Source organism: Ruegeria sp. CDSC079 (genome assembly GCF_059610505.1).
In genome coordinates this window covers 34,361-53,008 of sequence record NZ_JBXWNT010000007.1, presented here as the reverse complement: position 1 = coordinate 53,008, position 18,648 = coordinate 34,361, and the positions used below count along the sequence as shown (strand labels likewise).

General features: G+C 59.1%; 22 protein-coding genes. 12 read left to right on the top strand and 10 right to left on the bottom strand.

All coding sequences use genetic code 11. From position 1 onward, the window contains the following. Positions 1-56 precede the first annotated feature (56 nt). From AC2FIC_RS14460 to AC2FIC_RS14440, 5 genes are all read left to right on the top strand, one after another. Positions 57-1,247 carry an aminotransferase-like domain-containing protein gene (locus AC2FIC_RS14460; protein ID WP_496692183.1) on the top strand — a complete coding sequence of 397 codons (1,191 nt, stop codon included), beginning with the start codon at positions 57-59 and terminating at the stop codon, positions 1,245-1,247. Positions 1,248-1,291: 44 nt separating this feature from the next. Next, positions 1,292-1,699: a hypothetical protein gene (locus AC2FIC_RS14455; RefSeq protein ID WP_281973516.1), complete on the top strand. Its 408-nt coding sequence runs from the start codon at positions 1,292-1,294 to the stop codon at positions 1,697-1,699. Positions 1,700-1,839: 140 nt separating this feature from the next. Beyond that, the gene (locus tag AC2FIC_RS14450) at positions 1,840-5,295 is read left to right on the top strand and encodes a chromosome segregation SMC family protein (RefSeq protein WP_496692184.1); all 3,456 of its coding nucleotides are present in this window, start codon (positions 1,840-1,842) and stop codon (positions 5,293-5,295) included. 54 nt (positions 5,296-5,349) lie between these two features. Then, complete coding sequence (locus AC2FIC_RS14445) at positions 5,350-5,700, top strand: hypothetical protein (RefSeq protein ID WP_281973514.1); 351 nt, start codon at positions 5,350-5,352, stop codon at positions 5,698-5,700. Between the two features lie 162 nt (positions 5,701-5,862). Beyond that, the gene (locus AC2FIC_RS14440) at positions 5,863-6,660 is read left to right on the top strand and encodes a class II glutamine amidotransferase (RefSeq protein WP_271951405.1); all 798 of its coding nucleotides are present in this window, start codon (positions 5,863-5,865) and stop codon (positions 6,658-6,660) included. A gap of 20 nt (positions 6,661-6,680) precedes the next feature. On the opposite strand, the gene AC2FIC_RS14435 is transcribed toward AC2FIC_RS14440, so the two are convergent. The 3 genes from AC2FIC_RS14435 to AC2FIC_RS14425 are packed head-to-tail and all read right to left on the bottom strand — an operon-like array spanning position 6,681 to position 9,738. Then, the gene (locus AC2FIC_RS14435; RefSeq protein WP_496692185.1) at positions 6,681-7,844 is read right to left on the bottom strand and encodes a lytic murein transglycosylase; all 1,164 of its coding nucleotides are present in this window, start codon (positions 7,842-7,844) and stop codon (positions 6,681-6,683) included. An 11-nt stretch (positions 7,845-7,855) separates the two neighbouring features. Continuing rightward, a complete protein-coding gene (gene cbiB, locus AC2FIC_RS14430) occupies positions 7,856-8,776 on the bottom strand; it encodes an adenosylcobinamide-phosphate synthase CbiB (protein ID WP_496692186.1) in 921 nt (306 codons plus the stop codon). Further along, complete coding sequence (locus AC2FIC_RS14425) at positions 8,773-9,738, bottom strand: threonine-phosphate decarboxylase (RefSeq protein ID WP_496692187.1); 966 nt, start codon at positions 9,736-9,738, stop codon at positions 8,773-8,775. The genes cbiB and AC2FIC_RS14425 overlap by 4 nt, the downstream gene beginning before the upstream one ends. Positions 9,739-9,921: 183 nt before the next feature. Between AC2FIC_RS14425 and AC2FIC_RS14420 the strand changes: the two genes are divergently transcribed. Beyond that, on the top strand, positions 9,922-10,284 hold the full coding sequence (locus AC2FIC_RS14420; protein ID WP_142639202.1) for a response regulator transcription factor: 363 nt from the start codon (positions 9,922-9,924) through the stop codon (positions 10,282-10,284). On the opposite strand, the gene AC2FIC_RS14415 is transcribed toward AC2FIC_RS14420, so the two are convergent. Beyond that, complete coding sequence (locus tag AC2FIC_RS14415; RefSeq protein WP_496692188.1) at positions 10,266-11,255, bottom strand: glutathione S-transferase family protein; 990 nt, start codon at positions 11,253-11,255, stop codon at positions 10,266-10,268. The two genes, AC2FIC_RS14420 and AC2FIC_RS14415, sit on opposite strands and share 19 nt — an antisense overlap. Before the next feature lie 212 nt (positions 11,256-11,467). Between AC2FIC_RS14415 and AC2FIC_RS14410 the strand changes: the two genes are divergently transcribed. Then, positions 11,468-11,821 (top strand): hypothetical protein, encoded by a 354-nt coding sequence (locus AC2FIC_RS14410; protein ID WP_496692189.1) that lies wholly within the window; start codon positions 11,468-11,470, stop codon positions 11,819-11,821. 35 nt (positions 11,822-11,856) lie between these two features. Here the strand turns inward: AC2FIC_RS14410 and AC2FIC_RS14405 are convergent, their stop codons facing one another. Further along, positions 11,857-13,029, bottom strand: coding sequence for a MalY/PatB family protein (locus tag AC2FIC_RS14405; protein ID WP_496692190.1), 1,173 nt, complete (start codon positions 13,027-13,029; stop codon positions 11,857-11,859). 94 nt (positions 13,030-13,123) lie between these two features. Between AC2FIC_RS14405 and def (AC2FIC_RS14400) the strand changes: the two genes are divergently transcribed. Genes def (AC2FIC_RS14400) through AC2FIC_RS14380 form a run of 5 tightly spaced genes read left to right on the top strand, consistent with a single transcriptional unit; the run spans position 13,124 to position 15,531 of the window. Further along, complete coding sequence (def, locus tag AC2FIC_RS14400) at positions 13,124-13,642, top strand: peptide deformylase (RefSeq protein WP_496692191.1); 519 nt, start codon at positions 13,124-13,126, stop codon at positions 13,640-13,642. Then, complete coding sequence (def, locus tag AC2FIC_RS14395; RefSeq protein ID WP_496692192.1) at positions 13,639-14,133, top strand: peptide deformylase; 495 nt, start codon at positions 13,639-13,641, stop codon at positions 14,131-14,133. Before def (AC2FIC_RS14400) ends, def (AC2FIC_RS14395) begins: the two co-directional genes overlap by 4 nt. A gap of 2 nt (positions 14,134-14,135) precedes the next feature. Further along, positions 14,136-15,050, top strand: a complete 915-nt coding sequence (gene fmt / locus AC2FIC_RS14390; RefSeq protein ID WP_496692193.1) for a methionyl-tRNA formyltransferase — start codon at positions 14,136-14,138, stop codon at positions 15,048-15,050. 6 nt (positions 15,051-15,056) lie between these two features. After that, positions 15,057-15,293: a hypothetical protein gene (locus AC2FIC_RS14385; protein WP_282022238.1), complete on the top strand. Its 237-nt coding sequence runs from the start codon at positions 15,057-15,059 to the stop codon at positions 15,291-15,293. A gap of 1 nt (position 15,294) precedes the next feature. Further along, positions 15,295-15,531, top strand: a complete 237-nt coding sequence (locus tag AC2FIC_RS14380; protein ID WP_282022239.1) for a GlsB/YeaQ/YmgE family stress response membrane protein — start codon at positions 15,295-15,297, stop codon at positions 15,529-15,531. Positions 15,532-15,538: 7 nt separating this feature from the next. Here AC2FIC_RS14380 and AC2FIC_RS14375 read toward each other — a convergent pair whose 3' ends face one another. The 5 genes from AC2FIC_RS14375 to ispH are packed head-to-tail and all read right to left on the bottom strand — an operon-like array spanning position 15,539 to position 18,605. Beyond that, a complete protein-coding gene (locus AC2FIC_RS14375) occupies positions 15,539-16,168 on the bottom strand; it encodes a trimeric intracellular cation channel family protein (RefSeq protein WP_496692194.1) in 630 nt (209 codons plus the stop codon). After that, complete coding sequence (rnhA, locus tag AC2FIC_RS14370) at positions 16,165-16,632, bottom strand: ribonuclease HI (protein WP_496692195.1); 468 nt, start codon at positions 16,630-16,632, stop codon at positions 16,165-16,167. Before rnhA ends, AC2FIC_RS14375 begins: the two co-directional genes overlap by 4 nt. Next, the gene (locus tag AC2FIC_RS14365) at positions 16,625-17,209 is read right to left on the bottom strand and encodes a class I SAM-dependent DNA methyltransferase (protein ID WP_281973504.1); all 585 of its coding nucleotides are present in this window, start codon (positions 17,207-17,209) and stop codon (positions 16,625-16,627) included. The genes rnhA and AC2FIC_RS14365 overlap by 8 nt, the downstream gene beginning before the upstream one ends. Continuing rightward, entirely contained in the window at positions 17,206-17,658 is a 453-nt protein-coding gene (locus AC2FIC_RS14360) for a DUF3429 domain-containing protein (protein WP_496692196.1), read from the bottom strand. Before AC2FIC_RS14360 ends, AC2FIC_RS14365 begins: the two co-directional genes overlap by 4 nt. Then, the gene (gene ispH, locus AC2FIC_RS14355) at positions 17,655-18,605 is read right to left on the bottom strand and encodes a 4-hydroxy-3-methylbut-2-enyl diphosphate reductase (protein WP_496692197.1); all 951 of its coding nucleotides are present in this window, start codon (positions 18,603-18,605) and stop codon (positions 17,655-17,657) included. Before ispH ends, AC2FIC_RS14360 begins: the two co-directional genes overlap by 4 nt. Between the last annotated feature and the right edge of the window lie 43 nt (positions 18,606-18,648).

The window sequence follows — 18,648 nt, the reverse complement described above, 5'->3', positions numbered from 1 at the left end:
GACATTATAAAATTTGCACCTAGGGTGGGTCGCAACAGGGCAGGAGGAGGCCAAGGATGACCCAGAATCTGTTTGCAACGCGGGCGTCCCGGATGAAAGCATCGGAAATCCGCGAGTTGTTGAAACTTCTTGATCAGCCGGGAATCATCTCGTTCGCGGGCGGCATCCCAGACCCAAACCTGTTTCCCACCGAGGCCTTTGCCCAAGCTTGTCAGGCCGCTTTGAGTGCTGGGCCGCAGGCGCTGCAATATTCAGTCAGCGAGGGCTATGTTCCATTGCGCGAATGGCTTGTGCAGCATATGCGCGAGATCGGCATCGATTGTAGTGTCGATAACATCCTGATCACCTCGGGATCGCAACAGGCCTTGGATTATCTGGGCAAGCTCTATTTGTCGCCGGGGGATACTGCGTTGATCGGCTGGCCGACCTATCTGGGGGCGATCAACGCCTTTGATGCCTACGAGCCCCGGTTCGACCGTCTTATGCTTAATGGCAATAGAGGTGCCGCCGAATGTTCCGAAGCTGCTGGCGAGGGCGCGGTCAAATTCGCTTATCTGTCGCCTGATTTCGCAAATCCAACCGGTGAGACCGTTGACCTGCGCGATCGGGAATCCCTGCTGGATCTGGCTGATGATCTGGATATCGCAGTGATTGAGGACGGGGCCTATCAGGCTCTGCGCTATGAAGGAGATGCCATCCCTCCGGTTTTGGCGTTAGAACAGGCGCGAAAAGGGTCGATCGAGTCCTGCCGTACGATCTATTGCGGTAGCTTCTCGAAAACGCTGTCTCCCGGTTTGCGCGTTGGCTGGGTGGTGGCCGCCAAGCCCATTATCTCGCAACTGGTATTGGTCAAGCAGGCGGCGGATTTGCATTCGCCCACGTTGAACCAGATGGCGGTTGAGCAGGTTGCCCGCGCGCATTTTGACACGCACATCCCGCTTTTGCGCCAGACCTATGGTGCCAGGCGCGATGCTATGCTGGATGCGTTGCAACAGAACATGCCCGATGGCGTTCAGTGGACGCATCCCCAGGGTGGCATGTTCATCTGGGTGACTCTGCCTACTGGTATGAACGGGGCAGACCTGCTGGCCCGTGCGCTCGACACAGTGAAACTGGCCTTTGTACCGGGTCGGGCCTTTTTCGCAGATGGCTCGGGCGCCAATACGATCCGGTTGAGTTTCTCGAACTCGGATGAGGATACGATCCGCGAAGGTATTCGCCGCTTGGGAATAGTACTTAGGGCCTGAGCGAAGGAAAGGTTCTGTTAACCAGTTTTGGCAATGATGCGGATATGATCCGGATTTTGTCTTTTCTGATGCTGGCAGCATGTTCGGCCGGGACCCCTCACTTTCGCGATGTTCAGGCGACGCGTATCGCTGTGAATGGCAGCGTATTTGATGTTCGCGTGCGCGGAGATCTGGCCGAAGCCGTTCGGGTTAATTCGCAATACGCTCCGCGTCTTGGCCCGATCCGCGAACGAGCGGCCATGGCGATGGCTCAGGTCTCGGGATGCCCGATACTGGATGTCCTGGGCGACGCGGCCGTGACCGTTGGCGTTTTGGGTTGTGACCGCGCCATGGGCAAGCGGTTGCTGCTGACGGCGGTTTCAGTCCCGAATTACGAATGCATTGATACCGGGCTGTTTCAAGACCTTGGTGACGGCGACGGCTATCAGGTCTTTGAGTGTACAGCCTACTGAATCGCGCTTTTTCTTGCGGATTTAGGCAAGATGTTGTGGATAAGTGGGCCATATATCCCATATCCTGCGCGACTCCGTTGACTCACCCCCAATCCGTTGCGCAGACTTCGAAGGTATAGGAATCACGGGACCCATTGCCTTTGCGCTTTAGCAAACTCAAACTCACCGGCTTCAAAAGCTTTGTTGATCCGACCGATCTGATTATCGCGGATGGGTTGACCGGTGTTGTGGGGCCTAATGGTTGTGGCAAATCCAATCTGCTGGAAGCTCTGCGTTGGGTGATGGGGGAAAACCGACCCAAATCCATGCGCGGTGGCGCGATGGAAGATGTGATTTTCGCCGGGGCCGCCACGCGGCCGGCCCGCAATTTTGCCGAAGTTGTGTTGACCATGGACAACTCCGAGCGGCTCGCGCCCTCGGGTTTCAATGACAGCGACCAGCTTGAGATTGTCCGCCGCATCACCCGAGATGTCGGCAGCGCCTATAAGACCAATGGCAAGGATGTGCGGGCGCGTGATGTGCAGATGTTGTTCGCCGACGCGTCAACGGGTGCACATTCTCCGGCGCTGGTCGGACAGAACCGCATTGCCGAACTGATTAACGCCAAACCCCGCTCTCGCCGCCGCATTCTGGAAGAGGCGGCCGGAATTTCGGGCCTCTATCAGCGCCGACACGAGGCCGAGTTGAAGCTGAAAGGTACTGAGGCCAACCTGACCCGTGTCGATGACGTGTTGGAACAGCTGGGCGGACAGCTCGCGCAGTTGGCCCGTCAGGCGCGTCAGGCCGCCCGCTATCGCGAAATCGGAGAGCAGCTGCGCCAAGCCGAAGGCATGTTGCTCTATCGTCGCTGGAAAGAGGCCGACATGGCCCGTCAGCAGGCCGAGGAAAAGCTGCGCGAACGCCTGACCGAGGCGTCGCGCGCCGAAGCCGAAGCACGCACTGCCGTCGCCAATCGGGCCGAAATCGAAGAAACCCTGCCGCCCCTGCGCGAGGAAGAGGCCATTGCCGCCGCCGTCCTGCAGCGCCAACAGGTGCAGCGCGATCAGCTGTCGGATCAGGAAACCCGCGCCCGTCAGACGATTGAGACATTGACCAATCGCATTCAGCAGCTTGGTAACGATATCGAGCGCGAGGCCGGGCTGAACCGCGATGCGGGGCAGATGATCGAACGGCTGGAATGGGAAGCTCGTGAATTGGCCAAAGCTGCCGATGGCCACGACGAAAAAGTCGCCGAGGCAGCCGAGGTCGCGCGCGAAGCGGCCTCTGTCCTGCAAGACCGCGAAGACCACTTGTCACAAGAGACTGAGGATATGGCGCGTCTGGTTGCGCGCCACCAGTCCGGCCAGCGATTGGTCGACGACAGCCGCAAAACGCTGGCCAGGTCGGAAGGTGAAGAGGAAAAGGCCCGCGCAGCGGTGGATGAGGCGAAAACAGCCCTGACCCGCGCCGCCGAGGCATTTGAGGCCGCGCAAGAGGGTGAAGAAGAGGCTCGCGAGGCCTCTGAAGCCGCCGAAGAGGCACTGGCCGCCGCTGACGAGTTACGCAATGAAACCCAGGGCCGCGAGGCCGAGGCGCGTGCGAAAAGATCCGAAGCTGAAGGTGAGCTGGGTGCGATCCGCGCCGAGACCACAGCTCTGGCCAAGCTGGTTGAACGGGATACCGCAGAAGGCGGGCAGGTGCTCGACATGCTGCGCGTGGAACCGGGCTATGAAAAGGCGTTGGGTGCTGCGCTTGCCGACGATCTGAGGGCGCCGTTGGTCGAGGGCGACGGGCCATCAGGCTGGGTTCCGGTGGCGGGTTACGATGCCGATCAATCGCTGCCCGATGGGGCCGAACCACTGGCCTTGCATGTATCCGGTCCTGATCGCCTCAGCCGCCGGATCGCGCAGATTGGTTTGGTCGATGCGGATCAGGGCGCGCGGTTGCAGGCATCGTTGAAGCCGGGCCAAAGGTTGGTGTCGCGTTCCGGCGATCTGTGGCGGTGGGACGGGTTCCGTGCCTGGGCCGAGGATGCGCCAAGTGCGGCCGCCCTGCGGCTTGAACAGCTCAACAAACTTGAGGCACTGAAACAGGAACTGGCCCGGACCGAGGCGCAGGCCGACGGGGCCCGCGCCGCGCACGAGACGCTGTCGCAACAACTGGCCGACGTGACCGAGGCTGACCGCCGCGCCCGCGAGGCACGCCGCGCCGCCGATCAGCGCATGGCTGAAACCGCGCGTCTGCTCAGCAGGGCCGAGGCCGATCGCAATCTGGCGCAGGGCAGGCTGGAAACGCTGGCGCTTGCCGTTGATCGCCACAAAGAGGATGCGATGTCCGCCCGCGCCCAACTGCGCGAGGCCGAGGGCGCCTTAACCGGTCTGGGCAATCTCGACAATGCCCGCGCGCAGGTCGAAGACATCAAACAGACGGTCGAGGCGGCGCGGATCACGATGCTGACTCACCGCTCGTCCCATGACGAGCTGCGCCGCGAGGGCGAGGCCCGTACCCGCCGTACACAAGAGGTCACCAAAGACCTCAGCGGTTGGCGGCACCGCCTGGACAGCGCCGAAAAGCGGATCTCGGAACTGGCCGAGCGCAAGGAAAGTTCCGAGGAAGAGCTATCCGAAGCGATGGCTGCTCCGGGCGAAATCGCCGAGGCGCGTGAAGAGTTGAACGAATTGATCGAAACTGCCGAAGCCCGCCGGGCCGAGGCCGCCGACAAGTTGGCTGCCGCCGAGGCCCGCCAGCGAGAGATTGTGCTGGCTGAGCGCGAAGCGGAACGTCTGGCTTCGGAGGCGCGCGAAAGCCGCGCCGCCGCTGAGGCGCGCTGTGATGCAGCCAAAGAGGCCGTATCGGCAGCGGCCGAGCGTATCGCTGAGGATCAACAGCTAACCCCGAACCAGTTGCTGAACCAGCTGGATGTGAATCCCGACCAGATGCCGGCTGCCGATGCTCTTGAGGCCGAGGTCAACCGCCACAAACGCCAGCGCGATGCAATGGGCGCGGTGAACCTGCGTGCCGAAGAGGACAGCAAAGATGTTCAGGAAGAATTCGACACGCTGAACGGCGAAAAGGCCGATCTCGAAGAGGCGATCAAAGCGCTGCGCAGCGGCATCTCCAGCCTCAACCGCGAAGGACGCGAACGGCTACTGACCGCGTTTGAACAGGTGAATTCGAACTTCGCCATGTTGTTCAAGCATCTCTTTGGTGGTGGCGAGGCCAATCTGGTCATGGTCGAAAGCGACGACCCGCTGGATGCCGGCCTTGAAATCATGTGCCAGCCGCCGGGCAAGAAATTGTCGACGCTCAGCCTGCTTTCGGGCGGTGAACAGACCCTGACCGCGACGGCCCTGATCTTTGGCGTCTTTCTGGCGAACCCGGCTCCGATCTGTGTTCTGGACGAGGTCGATGCGCCGCTGGATGATGCCAACGTGACCCGGTTCTGCGACCTTCTGGACGAGATGTGCCGCCAGACCGACACACGGTTCCTGATCATTACCCACCACGCGGTGACCATGGCGCGGATGGATCGTCTGTTCGGCGTCACTATGCAAGAACAGGGTGTCAGCCAACTGGTTTCGGTCGACCTGAAGAAAGCCGAACAGATGGTCGCCTGACCTCACACTGCAACGTTATGACCGGTTTCGTAAGAATTGGGTTAGGCTGCTGCCATGACCCGTTTCCTGATCATCGCGCTACTGACTGCTACCCCTTTAGGGGCCGCGGAATGGACGACCAAGCCCGATGACGTCCCTCTGACCCAACAAGAGTTGACGGCGCTGGCGGGTCGGACGCTGACCTTTTATGATGACGGGCAGTCGCGATACTCGGCTGGCGGGGCCTATTCCTATACCTATGCCAGCGGAGAATCCGCGTTCGGAACCTATTCCATCGCGGAGGATGGCAGTATCTGCGTGCAATACAGAAACGGGTTCGGTCGATGTGATCTTTATGTCCTGAGTGCTGGACGCCTGATCCTGATCACGGAAAAGGGAGAGCGTTTCCCGGTACGGCCCGAGTGACATTCAAGAAACCGCGGCAACTATTGAAATTGATCTGAATATGTGGGTTTTTGGTGGTCATTTAATCGTAATATTTCAAAATTAGATGGGGATCAGGGGCGAAATCTCACCCCGCGTTGTTGTAAGTTCCCGTATCAACAACGGATCAAAAGAGGCGGGTCGATGTGCAGATTTCTGGCTTGGGCGGGTGCGAAACGGTTTCTGGACGAACTTGTTATGGACCAGGAACAGTCGCTGGTGCATCAAAGCAGAAACGCCCTGATTGGCAAAACGCCGATCAACGCGGATGGTTTTGGGTTGGCCTGGTATTCCGGGCGCGAAACGCCGTGTTTTTACAAAGACACCAACCCGGCTTGGTCGGATGCCAACCTGAAACAGTTGACCCATCACACGAAATCGCACCTGTTCCTGGCGCATGTACGTGCCTCAACGGGGACTGCCACGTCGCGGAACAACTGCCATCCCTTTGGCTGTGGTAAGTGGAGCTTTATGCATAACGGGCAGGCCGGCGGCCATGACCGTATCCGCCAACAGCTTGACGGGATGATACCTAGCCACCTGTACGATCATCGCCTTGGCGCAACTGAAAGCGAGGCGATTTTTCTGATTGCCCATGGCGAAGGGTTGGACGCCGAACCCATCGCCGCGATGGAGCGTGCGGTGCACCGTGTCGAGGTGCTTGCCCGCGCCAAAGGAAGCCTACCCCATATGCGCTTTGCCGCCTGCTGGTCCGATGGAGATCGCCTGTTTGCTGCGCGCTATGCCTCGGACCGTTTCGCACCCAGCCTGCATTACAGGCCCTGCGATGATGGGATCATTATCGCGTCTGAGCCGCTGGATGCGAAGAATGGCGATTGGGCCGAGATCCCGGCAAATACCGCCATCGAAACACGCGGCGATAGGCTGCAGATGCATGTGTTTGAGCCGAACGGGCGATCTTTGGACGCCGAAGTCGCCTAGATCGCCGTATCGAAGAGCGACTAGAGCCGGTTCAACAACTCAGCCGTTGGCCAGGCATCCGCAGGCAGGCCTAGTCGTGCTTGCTCTGACTGGACAGCCGCGCGGGTCCCTGCGCCCAGAATCCCGTCGATCTTGCCCACATTATGGCCGCGCGCCTGCAGCTTGCTTTGCAGCTGCTTCATCTGTGCACCCGATAAGCCTTGGGCCGCGTTGCCCGCGTCATAGACCTGCGCCCCTTCAAGCCGGGTGCCGAAATAGGCTGCGGTCAGCACATAGACAAAGCTCTGATTCCATTCGAAATACACATCAAAATTTGGATAGGCCAGAAAGGCAGGCCCGTTATGCCCTTGCGGTAGGATCAGCGAGGCGGGCAGGTTGGTGAGGGACCCGTTGCGTGCCTGAACGCCCATCGCCTGCCAGTCAGAAACCGAACGCGGTTTGCCCGGGCCCGATAGCGACCAATCCATCCGTGCGGGTACGGTGACCTCTTGCAGCCAAGGCTGCCCCGGTTGCCAGCCCAGATGCGACAGCATCTTGGCGCCCGACATAAGCGCATCGGGCGCAGAGGTCTTTAGCGAAACCTTGCCGTCACCATCGCCATCGACCCCGTTTTCCAGAATGTCTCGGGGCAGCATCTGCACCATTCCAATCTCGCCAGCCCAGGCACCTGACGTGCGGGCCGGGTCGAAATTTCCCCGGCTGTACAGCTCAATCGCAGCGAACACCTGAGGCCGGAACAATTCTGGACGACGGCAATCATGCGCCAGTGTCACCAGCGCATTGCGGGTGTTGAAATCCCCCTGAAACGACCCGTAATCCGTTTCGAACGCCCAAAATGCCAACAGCACCCCGCGCGAGACACCATATTGTTGCTCGATCCGGTCAAACACCGCGTCGTATTTGCGTGACATGGCCTGACCCCGGTCGATCCGGTTTTGTGAAATCAGGTGTCGCGAAAAATCAATGAACGGTTTCTGGAACACGCCCTGTGCCCGGTCGGCTTTCAATACCGCGTTGTCTTGTTGCACACCTTTGAAGAAGGCATTGACGGTGGATTTGTCAAAGCCTTGCTGAACGGCTTCGGCCTTCAACCCCTTCACGAAGGAATTGAAACCCCCGCCACATTGGGCAAACGCAGGTGAAGCAAACAAGGCGGCGGCAACAAGGCCGGAAAGAAAACGCATGGACAGGTCCGTCAGATTATGAAGCTGACCCCAACCCACACTGACACGAGGCCAAGCGCAAGCCCCCATATCCTCCAAAGCATGTCACATGCGCGGAAAACCTCTGGCGCGCCGATGTCGCGCGGGGCCTCGCCGTTGACCCAGGCCAGATCACGGAGCTTTCCGTCATAACTGCGCGGCCCGGCAAGGGCCACGCTCAGTGCGCGTGCCATTGCCGCCTCGGGCCAGCCAGCATTGGGAGAGATATGGCGGCGCGCATCGCCGACCATCTCGCCCCATCTGGCCCATTGGTTTGACAAGATGACGATTAACAGAAAGGTCAGTCGCGCGGGGATCAGGTTGAGGAGATCGTCCAACCGCGCAGCTGCCCATCCGAAATCACGGTATTTATCCGTGCGATAGCCGACCATGCTGTCGGCGGTATTGATCGCCTTGTAGACCAGAAGCCCTGGCAGGCCACCCACCAGAAACCAGAAGGTCGGCGCGATGACTCCGTCGCTGAGGTTTTCAGCCGCGCTCTCGATCGCGGATCGGGCGACCTGTGCTTCGGTCATGTCCTTGGTGTCGCGTGACACGATCATGGCGACCTTCGCGCGCCCATCGACCAGCGAGGTCTGCAAACCCTCGCCAACAGCGCGGACATGTTCCACCAGCGATTTTTGTGCCAACAGCACAGCGCAGATAATGGTGCCGATGATCGGGCCAAGCAAAGACAGAAGCCCCCCAAGCCCAGCGGCACCTGCGACCAGCAGCGCGGCAACAGCTATGCCCTTGAGGCGACGGTACGAGCCATGGTTCAGGCGGTCGTCAAGCCACCCGATGAGTTTACCGATCATGACGGCGGGGTGCCCGACGCGCGACCACAGCCAATCCGGCTCGCCCAGGGCCGCATCCAGACACATGGCGCAGACCAGGATAAAGGCGGTGCTCACAAGGCCGCCTCAAGCCGCGCCCAGCCATCTGCCGGTGGCAGGCCAAGGCGTAGATAGGTTTGCGAATAGGGGAATACACGACTCCAGATATGAGCGCGGGCCAGACGGTCTTGCCAGGCGCTGGCGTCGTCGACCTGATAGAGCCGGAACAGGCTGGTGCCGCCAATCAGCTGCGCGCCTTTCTGCGTTACCATCCGATCCATCCGGGCGGCATCGGCCGCCAAAAGCAGGCGGGTCTCGTCAGCCCAGGCCGTGTCGTGCAGCGCTTGCTCTCCGATCCGCAAGGCGGGACCTGAGACCGCCCAAGGCCCGGTCAGATCGTTCAAACGTGCGATCAGACCGGAGCGTGCGATGGCAAATCCCAGCCGAACCCCCGCCAGCCCCCAGAACTTGCCAAAGCTTTTTAGCACGATAACACCGGGCCGGTCGGCAAGATGGATCAGCGAGGCATCGGGCGTGACGTCGCAAAAGCTCTCGTCGATAATCGTCAGGGGGGCATCCACATCGTTCACGCTCCAGATGCGCCCATCTGGGTTGTTGGGGTGCACGATCACGCGCGCCTCGACTGTGCCGGAGTTCTGTAGCGTCCAGCCCTGCGCGGCAAAGGCGGCGGCATGTTCGTTATAGGTCGGAGTGGTAATCTGAACCCGGCCGGTTGCAGCCAGCGCAGGAATGCGGGCGATCAGAGCAGATGCGCCGGGTGCAGGCAGGATCTCTGCTCCCTCGGGAACTGACCAGAAACTGCGGGCCGCATCGGCCAGCCGTTCAAATGCGCCATGGTCGGGCAATTCCATCCAATCCGATGGGGTGAGCCCGGCAACCTCGTATGGAACCGGATTGATTCCGGTGGATAGGTCGATCCAATCGGTTCGCTTACCGCCATAGACAGACATGGCCCCATCCAGCCCACCGCCATGGTCCCGGGCGGCCCGCGGATTCAAATCTCTGTTTTCGCGCGCCATCGGGCCCCTCGCCGGAATCACCAAAATTTGCTTGTTTCAAGCGGATTTCTGCCGGTTTTACAAGCAAATCCGCGTGATCAGAGGTGTGCTCAGGCCTGGTTAACACTTTGTTAATGAATTCGCGTGAACACAAACCTTAGGGGTCGGCACCACTCACCAATATAAGTGCCGAGGTTGTTGATGATGAATGTACTGATTGTTGAGAGTAACCCTGATTTAGGTCGGGTCTGGAAAAGGCATCTTGAGCGACAGGGTGCCGAGGTCACGCTTGTGACCGGGCAAGAGGATGCGATCCTTGCCCTTTATGGTGCCGAATTTGAGATCATCGTGATGGATCTGGTGCTGGAAACCGGTAGCGCCTTGGCCGTGGCTGACTTTGCCAGCTATCGCAGGCCCGAGGCCCGGGTGATCTTCGTGACCAACACCACTTTCTTTTCGGATGGCTCGATCTTTGCCCATAGCCCGAATGCCTGCGCCTATGTGCAAAGCGGTACGCCGCCAGAGGATCTGGCGGCGATGGTCGAGCATTACGCGGCGGGACGCTGACCGCGCCCGTGCGGCTCATGATAGTTCAGGATCGGGTTGGTCGGGATGATCCGATGCGGATTAATGCTCTCATGGCTGTAGTGATAGTGGCGCACGATATGGGTTAGGTTCACTGTCTGCGCGACACCCGGCCATTGGTACAGCTCGCGGGTATAGGCCCACAGGTTGGGATAGTCGATCAGACGCCGCCGGTTGCATTTGAAATGCAGATGATAAACCGGGTCGAACCGGATCAGCGTGGTGAACAGCCGCCAGTCGGCCTCGGTCAGGCGATCACCCATCAGATAGCGGTTGGTGGACAGCCGATCCTCGAGCCAGTCCAGCGTGTCAAAGAGCGGGCCAACGGCTGCGTCATATGCCGCCTGGCTGGTGGCAAAGCCGGATTTGTAGACCCCGTTATTAATGTCGGAATAGATGCGGGCATTAACCTGTTCGATTTCGTCACGCATCGCCTCGGGCCAGTAATCATCGGTATTCCCAGTGATCCCGTCAAAGGCCGAGTTAAACATCCGGATGATTTCCGAGCTTTCGTTCGAGACGATGGTTTCCTGTTCCTTGTCCCACAGGATCGGAACGGTTACGCGCCCCGAATAGGTCGGGTCAGCCTTGGTATAGATTTGGTGGGCATAGTCCATTCCGTACAGTACGTCGCCCGCCGCCCCGTGTTCGTCGGTTGCAAATGTCCATCCCTTGTTCAGCATGTCGGGGTGTACGACCGAAACCGGGATCAGATCGGACAGCTCTTTCAGTTCGCGGAATATCAGTGTCCTGTGGGCCCAGGGGCAGGCATGGCTGACATAAAGATGGTACCGGTCAGGTTCAGCTTTGAAGCCGTCCGTGCCCGAGGGTCCGGCGCTGCCATCAGCGGTCAACCAGTTGCGAAATTGCGCCGCGCTTCGCTTGAAGGCGCCGCCTGTGGATTTGGTATCATACCATGTGTCGTGCCATTTGCCGTCGACCAATAGGCCCATGCTTTGATCCTCCGTAATGCGGTTTCCCGGAACATACGCTTTGAAGGGAACCGATCCTATGCGAGCCGCCGCGCATTGTGCCTGCGTTTTCGCACAGGTTGGAATGGGATTTCCGTGCAACAGGTTTGGATTCGACCGCGTTGAGTGATCGGCTTCACTGGATTTTTACAGTCTACGTTCCAAAATAGAGTCCGCTGCGGGGGAGTTTTGATATGAGTACCTATGTTTCCAAAGAAATCAGCGCCGAATTGGATGCTGCGCGAATCGCGAGTCTGAAGAAAACCAGCCGACTTCGTGTCGAATTGGGTGACAATACCTACAAAATTCTCCGATTGTGGAAGGATGGCTTCACCGTAGAGGCCGCGACCACGCCTCGATTGCGCGGTTTGGTCGATATCTACGATGGCGCGAGTCACTTATATCAATGCCTGATCATTGCCGATGAATGTGAGGCAGGCGAAATGCGTTATGAATTCAAGCGCAGCACGGCAGCCTCCGACAAGGCCCCATTGGATTTCTATCGATCTCCGGACGCGCCCATCGCGCTGCTTGGAAACAAGGACTAGGCTTTTGCCCATCGGGTCTGCCGATGGGCATTCCGCTATTGCAGATCGGAAAACGCGTGTTTCAGCCGTTTGCTGGCCTCTTCAACACGCCCGCGTTGCGTCGCTAGATTGAACCGCTCGAATGTCTCTCCGCCCGCACCAAAGCCGGGGCCAGGCGAGGTGGCGATTTTTGCATCCTCGCGCAGACGCCGGGTAAATTCTGCGTGGTCCATTCCGGTGCCCGAGAAATCAATCCAAGCCAGATAGGTTGCCTGTAAGGGCATTGACCACAGGCCAGGGATTTCTGCGATTGCAGCGTCAAAGATTTTTCGGTTGCTATCAAGATGGGCGATCTGTTCATCCACCCAAGCGGCCCCTTCAGGCGAATAGGCAGCGGTGATCATTGCGACTCCCAATGCGCTGGGATCATAATCCAGTGTCTGGATTCGGTGACGCATCGCAGCGCGCAGGTCCGGGTCGGGGATGATCATATTCCCCGTCCGTTGACCGGCGATGTTGAAAGTCTTGGACGCTGCCGTCAGTGTCACGGTCCAGGGCCGCGCATCCGGCGCGGCGACATCCATCGGAACAAAGGTCGTGCCGGGATAGACCAGATCGTGGTGAATCTCGTCCGAAACCAGAATAAGGTCGTTCCGTTCCGCAAATGCCGCGACTGCGCGCAATTCCTCTGGCGTCCAGACCCGGCCCGAGGGGTTCTGAGGCGAGCACCACAAAAGCATCTTCTCGGTTCCATCCAGCCGCGACTGCGCGTCTTCCAGATCAAGGCCATAGCCGTCGCCGTCGCGCATCAAGGGGCATTCCACCACGCGCCGACCCGACTTGTTCACCTTATGTGCAAACTCATGGTAGACGGGTGTAAAGATGACCACTCCGTCGCCCGGACTGGTCCAGACATCGAGGCAGAGCGCAATCGCATTTCCCAGACCCTGCGACGTCAGAATCCAATCAGAATCGATCTCCCACCCGTGGCGGTTCTTCATCCACCATTGGATGGAATTCAGGTAGTCCGGGTGCATCCAGGAATATCCGAAAACACCGTGATCCGCCGCGTTACGCACAGCGTCGATCACACAAGGCGCCGTAGAATAGTCGGAATCGGCCGTCCACATTGCCAGACCGTCATCCGGCGAAAGGCCATACAGCTTTTCAAGCTTGTCCCATTTCGAACTGTTGGTGCCGCGGCGGTCGATCAGGTCGTTGAATGTCATATCTGCTCCATCTGTCCGGATGAAAGCTAGCCGCAAATTCGGCAGGTGCAAGGGGGGCGTTGCGGCTTAGGGCGTGATGGCCTAAATCAACCTCATGAAACGCAATATACTGATCCATCCCGACCCCCGCCTGAAAAAGATCTGCTCTCCCGTAGTGGATCTGACGGACGAATTGCGCCAGCTGGCTGATGACATGCTTGAGACGATGTATGATGCGCCTGGTATCGGGCTGGCAGCGCCTCAGATTGGGATGCTGGACCGGCTGATCGTTATGGACTGTGTCAAGGAAGAGGGCGAGGCTCAACGCCCGCTGATTATGTTCAACCCCGAAGTGGTCGCGTCGTCGGACGAGACGAATGTCTATGAAGAAGGTTGTCTTTCGATCCCTGAACAATTCGCCGAAGTCACACGCCCAAAGGTCGTGGACGTGGCTTGGATCGATCGTGATGGTAACGCGCAGCGGGAAACATTCGATGGCCTTTGGGCAACCTGTGTCCAGCATGAGATTGACCACCTGAACGGGAAGCTGTTCATCGACTATCTCAAGCCTATGAAACGCCAGATGATCACCCGAAAAATGCAAAAGCTGAAACGCGAGCAGGCGCGCGAATGACTATTCGTACCTGCCTGCCATGGCCTGATAAGCGTCTGCGGACCAAAGCCGAAGATATCACCGAAATTACTGACGAGGTTCGTGCCATCTGGGATGACATGATCGACACGATGGAGGCGATGCCCGGCGTCGGCCTTGCCGCACCGCAGTTCGGCGTGATGCTGCGGCTGGCGGTGGTCGATGGCTCGACCGAGAGGGGGCGGGCCGTGCGGCTGGCAAACCCTGAGATCCTGCACAGATCGGTCGAATTGCGCGAGCATGAAGAAGCCAGCCCAAACCTGCCCGGCGTGTCGGCCAAGGTGAAACGTCCCCGGGCTGTGACGGTAAAGTTTCTCAACGAAAAAGGCATCATCGACCGCCGTGACTTTGTCGGGATCGAAGCCACCAGTGTGCAGCACCAGATCGACCATCTAAACGGGCAGATGTATTTCGACAGGCTCAGCAAGGTCAAACGAGACATTCTGCTGCGCAAAGCTAAAAAGCTGGGGTAGGCATGCGGCTGATCTTTATGGGGACACCCGATTTCTCGGTTCCGGTGCTGGACGCGCTGATTGATGCGGGGCATGAGGTTGCCGCCGTCTACTGCCAGCCTCCGCGCCCAGCGGGCAGAGGCAAAAAGGATCGTCCAACCCCAGTTCATGATCGGGCCGAGGCATTGGGACTGACCGTTCGGCATCCGGTCTCATTGAAATCGGCGGAAGAACAGGACGCCTTTGCCGCGTTGAATGCGGATGTGGCTGTCGTCGTGGCCTATGGCCTGTTGTTGCCACAACCGATTCTGGATGCGCCATCGCAGGGATGTCTGAACATTCATGCAAGCCTGTTGCCGCGCTGGCGGGGGGCTGCGCCGATCCATCGGGCGATCATGGCGGGTGATGCGCAAACCGGAACCTGCATCATGCAGATGGAGGCTGGTCTGGATACCGGGCCAATCCTGTTGCGGCGGGCCACCGACATTGGTGCGCAGGAGACCACAGGGCAGTTGCATGACCGGCTGTCCGAAATGGGCGCTTCTCTGATCGTCGAGGCACTGTCCAAACTGCCGAACCTGACGCCCGAGCCTCAACCCGACGACGGCGTGACCTATGCCGCCAAGATCGACAAGGCTGAGGCGCGTGTTGACTGGGCCAGACCCGCGGTCGAAATTGACCGTCAGATCCGTGGCCTGTCCCCTTTTCCCGGCGCCTGGACCGAGATTAATGGCGAGCGGATCAAGCTGCTTGGTTCCAAATTGGCCGAGGGGCAGGGTGTTGCAGGAGAGGTTCTTGACAACCAACTGAAGGTTGCCTGTGACGATGACGCGATTAAGCTGCTGCGCTTGCAACGGGCGGGTAAAGGGGCGCAGGATAGGGAAACTTTTCTGCGGGGGTGGCCGATTGCCGTTGGTACCCGCCTGTCATCGGAGTAGGCCGCCATGTTCATGATCCTGATGGGGACTGTCGTTATTGCTGGGATTGTCGGCTATCTGTCCGAGAAATCCGGCTTTACCCATAATGGCATTCTGCAGTCGATCATCATCTGCGTAGGCGGTGCATTCCTGTTCTATTTCGTGCGCATCATGTTTGGGATCAGCTTTGGCCCGCCCGGTCTGGATGCAGTGCTGTCCTCGATCGGGGCGCTGATCATCGTTCCGACCCATTGGAGGAAGTGACATGCCCGTCATCGCCCTGATCGTCATCGGCGCCGCTGCGGGTTTTCTGGCCACCCGCCTGATGCGGATCGAGGCAGATATCCCAACCACCATGCTGATCGGTATCATTGGTGCCTTGGTTGGTGGGTTTCTTCTGCGGGCATTGGTCACGATGATGGGCTGGCTGTCCGGGTTTGTCGGCGCTGTGCTGGGGGCGCTTCTGGTGATCTGGATCTGGCAGACCTATAAGCGCCGCTAAGCCTTGATCAAGGGCGACTGCGTGGCGGGCGGCTTTTGTAGACGGGCAGTTTCCAGCCGAACAGCAGCGATCCTGCCCGCAATGCCCAGCAGATCAGGGCGCATGCGGCAAGCACGGTCAGCTCCTCGAACCCCATCCGGTTGGCAATAACGGCCGCTACCGAGCCTGCAAGGGCGCAAGACACATAAAGTTCACCCTGTTTCAGCACCAGCGGAACCTCGTTGCAGACCACGTCCCGCATCAGGCCGCCAAAGCATCCGGTGGTGACACCCATCAACACCACGATCGTGCCGGATTGGTCCAAGGATAATGCGACGCCCGTGCCGGCAGCTACTGCAATGGACAGGGCGAAACTGTCCAACCAAACCAGCCAGTTATATCGGCTTTCGACCAGATGGGCTGTAAAGAACACAAGCACCGCCGCACTGCAGGCCATCAGGACATAGCTGGGCTGGCCAACCCAGAACACCGGATTCCGATCCAACAGCAGGTCACGCACCGTGCCGCCGCCAACGGCGGTCAGGCAGGCGATAAAGGCAAACCCTACAAGATCAAGCTGCGCGCGACTGGCGACCAATGCGCCGGTCAGCGCAAAAACCAGAACCGAGGCATAATCGAGCAGGTCCAAACCGTTCATGGCTGCGTCTTCTTGGGCTTGAACGGGGCCATGCCTGCACGGGCCAGTTCGTCGGCTTTTTCGTTTTCCGGGTGACCCGCGTGGCCCTTGACCCATTCCCAGGTCACATCATGACGCACCTGCGCCTCATCCAGCCGTTGCCACAGGTCGACATTCTTGACCGGTTTCTTGTTCGAGGTTTTCCAGCCGTTCTTTTTCCAACCGAATATCCAGCCGGTGACGCCGTTTTTCACATAGGCGCTGTCAGTGATTACGGTGATTTTCGAGGCACGTTCGAGCGTTTCAAGCGCGCTGATTGCGGCCAGCAGTTCCATTCGGTTGTTGGTGGTTTCAGCTTCGCCGCCGCTCAGTTCACGCTGTTTCAGGACGGTGTCGCCGTCCATTGCACGCAGCAACACACCCCAGCCGCCCGGGCCTGGATTACCGGAACAAGCACCGTCAGTATAGGCAAACAGTTCAGGCATGGGCCAGCACCAGAATGAAGCCATCGTAAGAACCCGCCAGACCTTTGCCGATCCCGGTCCTAATCCCGTCGATGGTAAAGCCGGCATCTGCCAGGGCCTCCTCGATCTCGTTCTGCGAGAAGTAGCTATAATAGCGATCCAGATGATCGCGATGTTCGCCCGTGCCCAGTTTGAGGCCCAGGAAAAAAACGCCCTGCGGTTTCAGCGCCCGGTGGATGGCCGCCAAATGGCGTGGGAAATCCTTGCGGGGCGCGTGCAGCAGCGAGAAGCTGGCGTAGATGCCGTCATATGCGGCCACTTCGGTCACGTCGTCGAAAGTACCCAGGTGCGCGTCCACGCCATTGGCGCGCGCATAGTCAACAAAAGCGGGCGTCGCATCCAGCGCATGCACGCTCAGGCCCTGGCGTAGAAAGAACGCGCTGTCTGACCCGGGGCCCGAGCCCAGATCCAACACATGCCCCTTACCGACGGCATCGACAAATTCCTGACGCGATGTCAGCTGCTCCGGTGGTAGAGGAACCTTGAGGTATTCGGCCACGTTGTTGGTATAGGCGTTGATGGTTTTGGGATCGCTCACAGATAGACTCCGACGGTAAGGCAGGCCAATACGACTGCGGTCAGCAAAATGCGCAACCGCATCCACCAGACCGGTGTTAGCCGCCAATACGAAAAGATGGCATCTAACACCAGTAGCCCGCCAAACCCCCACATCAGATTTGTGCCAGTGCTGACAGGCCCGCTGCCGGTTTTCAGAAAGGCCCACAGGGCGGGTAATGTGGACAGCGCATAACAGGTCGCGGCCTTGCTGCCAGAGGTTTTACTGGAAAACCCCCACAGCACGCCGGACATAAAGCTGAGGATGATCGCCCCATAATACAACTGGATATACGGACCGACAAAACGTGCGCCCAGTGCCTGTCGGCCCCAGTCGTTCAGATCGCCGTTCAGATAGGTCAGCGCGCCCCAGATGAAGGGGATCAGCCCGGCCAACCCAAGAAACAGCGGCGCCCTTGGTATGCCGCTCATGCGGGTTGGCGCAGGACGCGCGGGACTTTGAATTCGACATTCTCGGTCGCTGTTTCAACCATTTCGACCGTCACATCGTAATGCTGTCTGAACGCATCGATAACTTCGTTGATCAGAACCTCGGGTGCAGAAGCGCCTGCTGTCAGAGCGATCGAAGAGATACCTTCGAGTGCGCGCCAGTCGATGTCGGTCGCGCGCTGCACCAGTTGGGCATAGCTGCATCCCGCGCGTGCCGCGACCTCGACCAAACGGCGAGAGTTAGATGAATTCGGCGCCCCCACAACCAACAGGGCATCGGACTTCCGGGCCACGACCTTGACTGCTTCTTGCCGGTTGGTTGTGGCGTAACAGATGTCTTCTTTGTGAGGGCCGACGATAGATGGAAACCGAGTCTGAAGCGCTGCAATGATATCCTTTGTATCGTCAACCGACAGGGTCGTCTGAGTGACAAAGGCCAGTTTGTCAGGGTCGCGGACCTGGACGTCTGCGACGTCCGTAACCGTTTCGACCAGCAAAACCTCTCCTTCGGGTAACTGTCCCATCGTTCCGATAGTTTCGGGATGGCCCTTATGTCCGATCATGATCATCTGCAGCCCGGCTTCGGCGTGGCGCTGTGCTTCGACATGGACTTTGGAGACCAGCGGGCAGGTGGCGTCGACATAGACCATCTGGCGCTGCGCCGCCGTCGCGGGTACCGATTTGGGAACCCCGTGCGCCGAGAATATCACCGGGCGATCGTCGGGGCAGTCTTCCAGTTCATCGACAAAGACCGCACCTTTGGCGCGCAATCCATCGACCACGAATTTGTTATGGACAATCTCGTGCCGAACATAGACCGGGGCGCCCCATTTCTGCAGCGCCATCTCGACAATCTTTATGGCCCTGTCGACACCAGCACAGAACCCGCGCGGGGCGGCGAGATAGAGGGTCAGGGGGGGCTTGGTCATGTCGCGTTCTCCTTACCGACACAGGTAAGTCTTTTCACGGCCA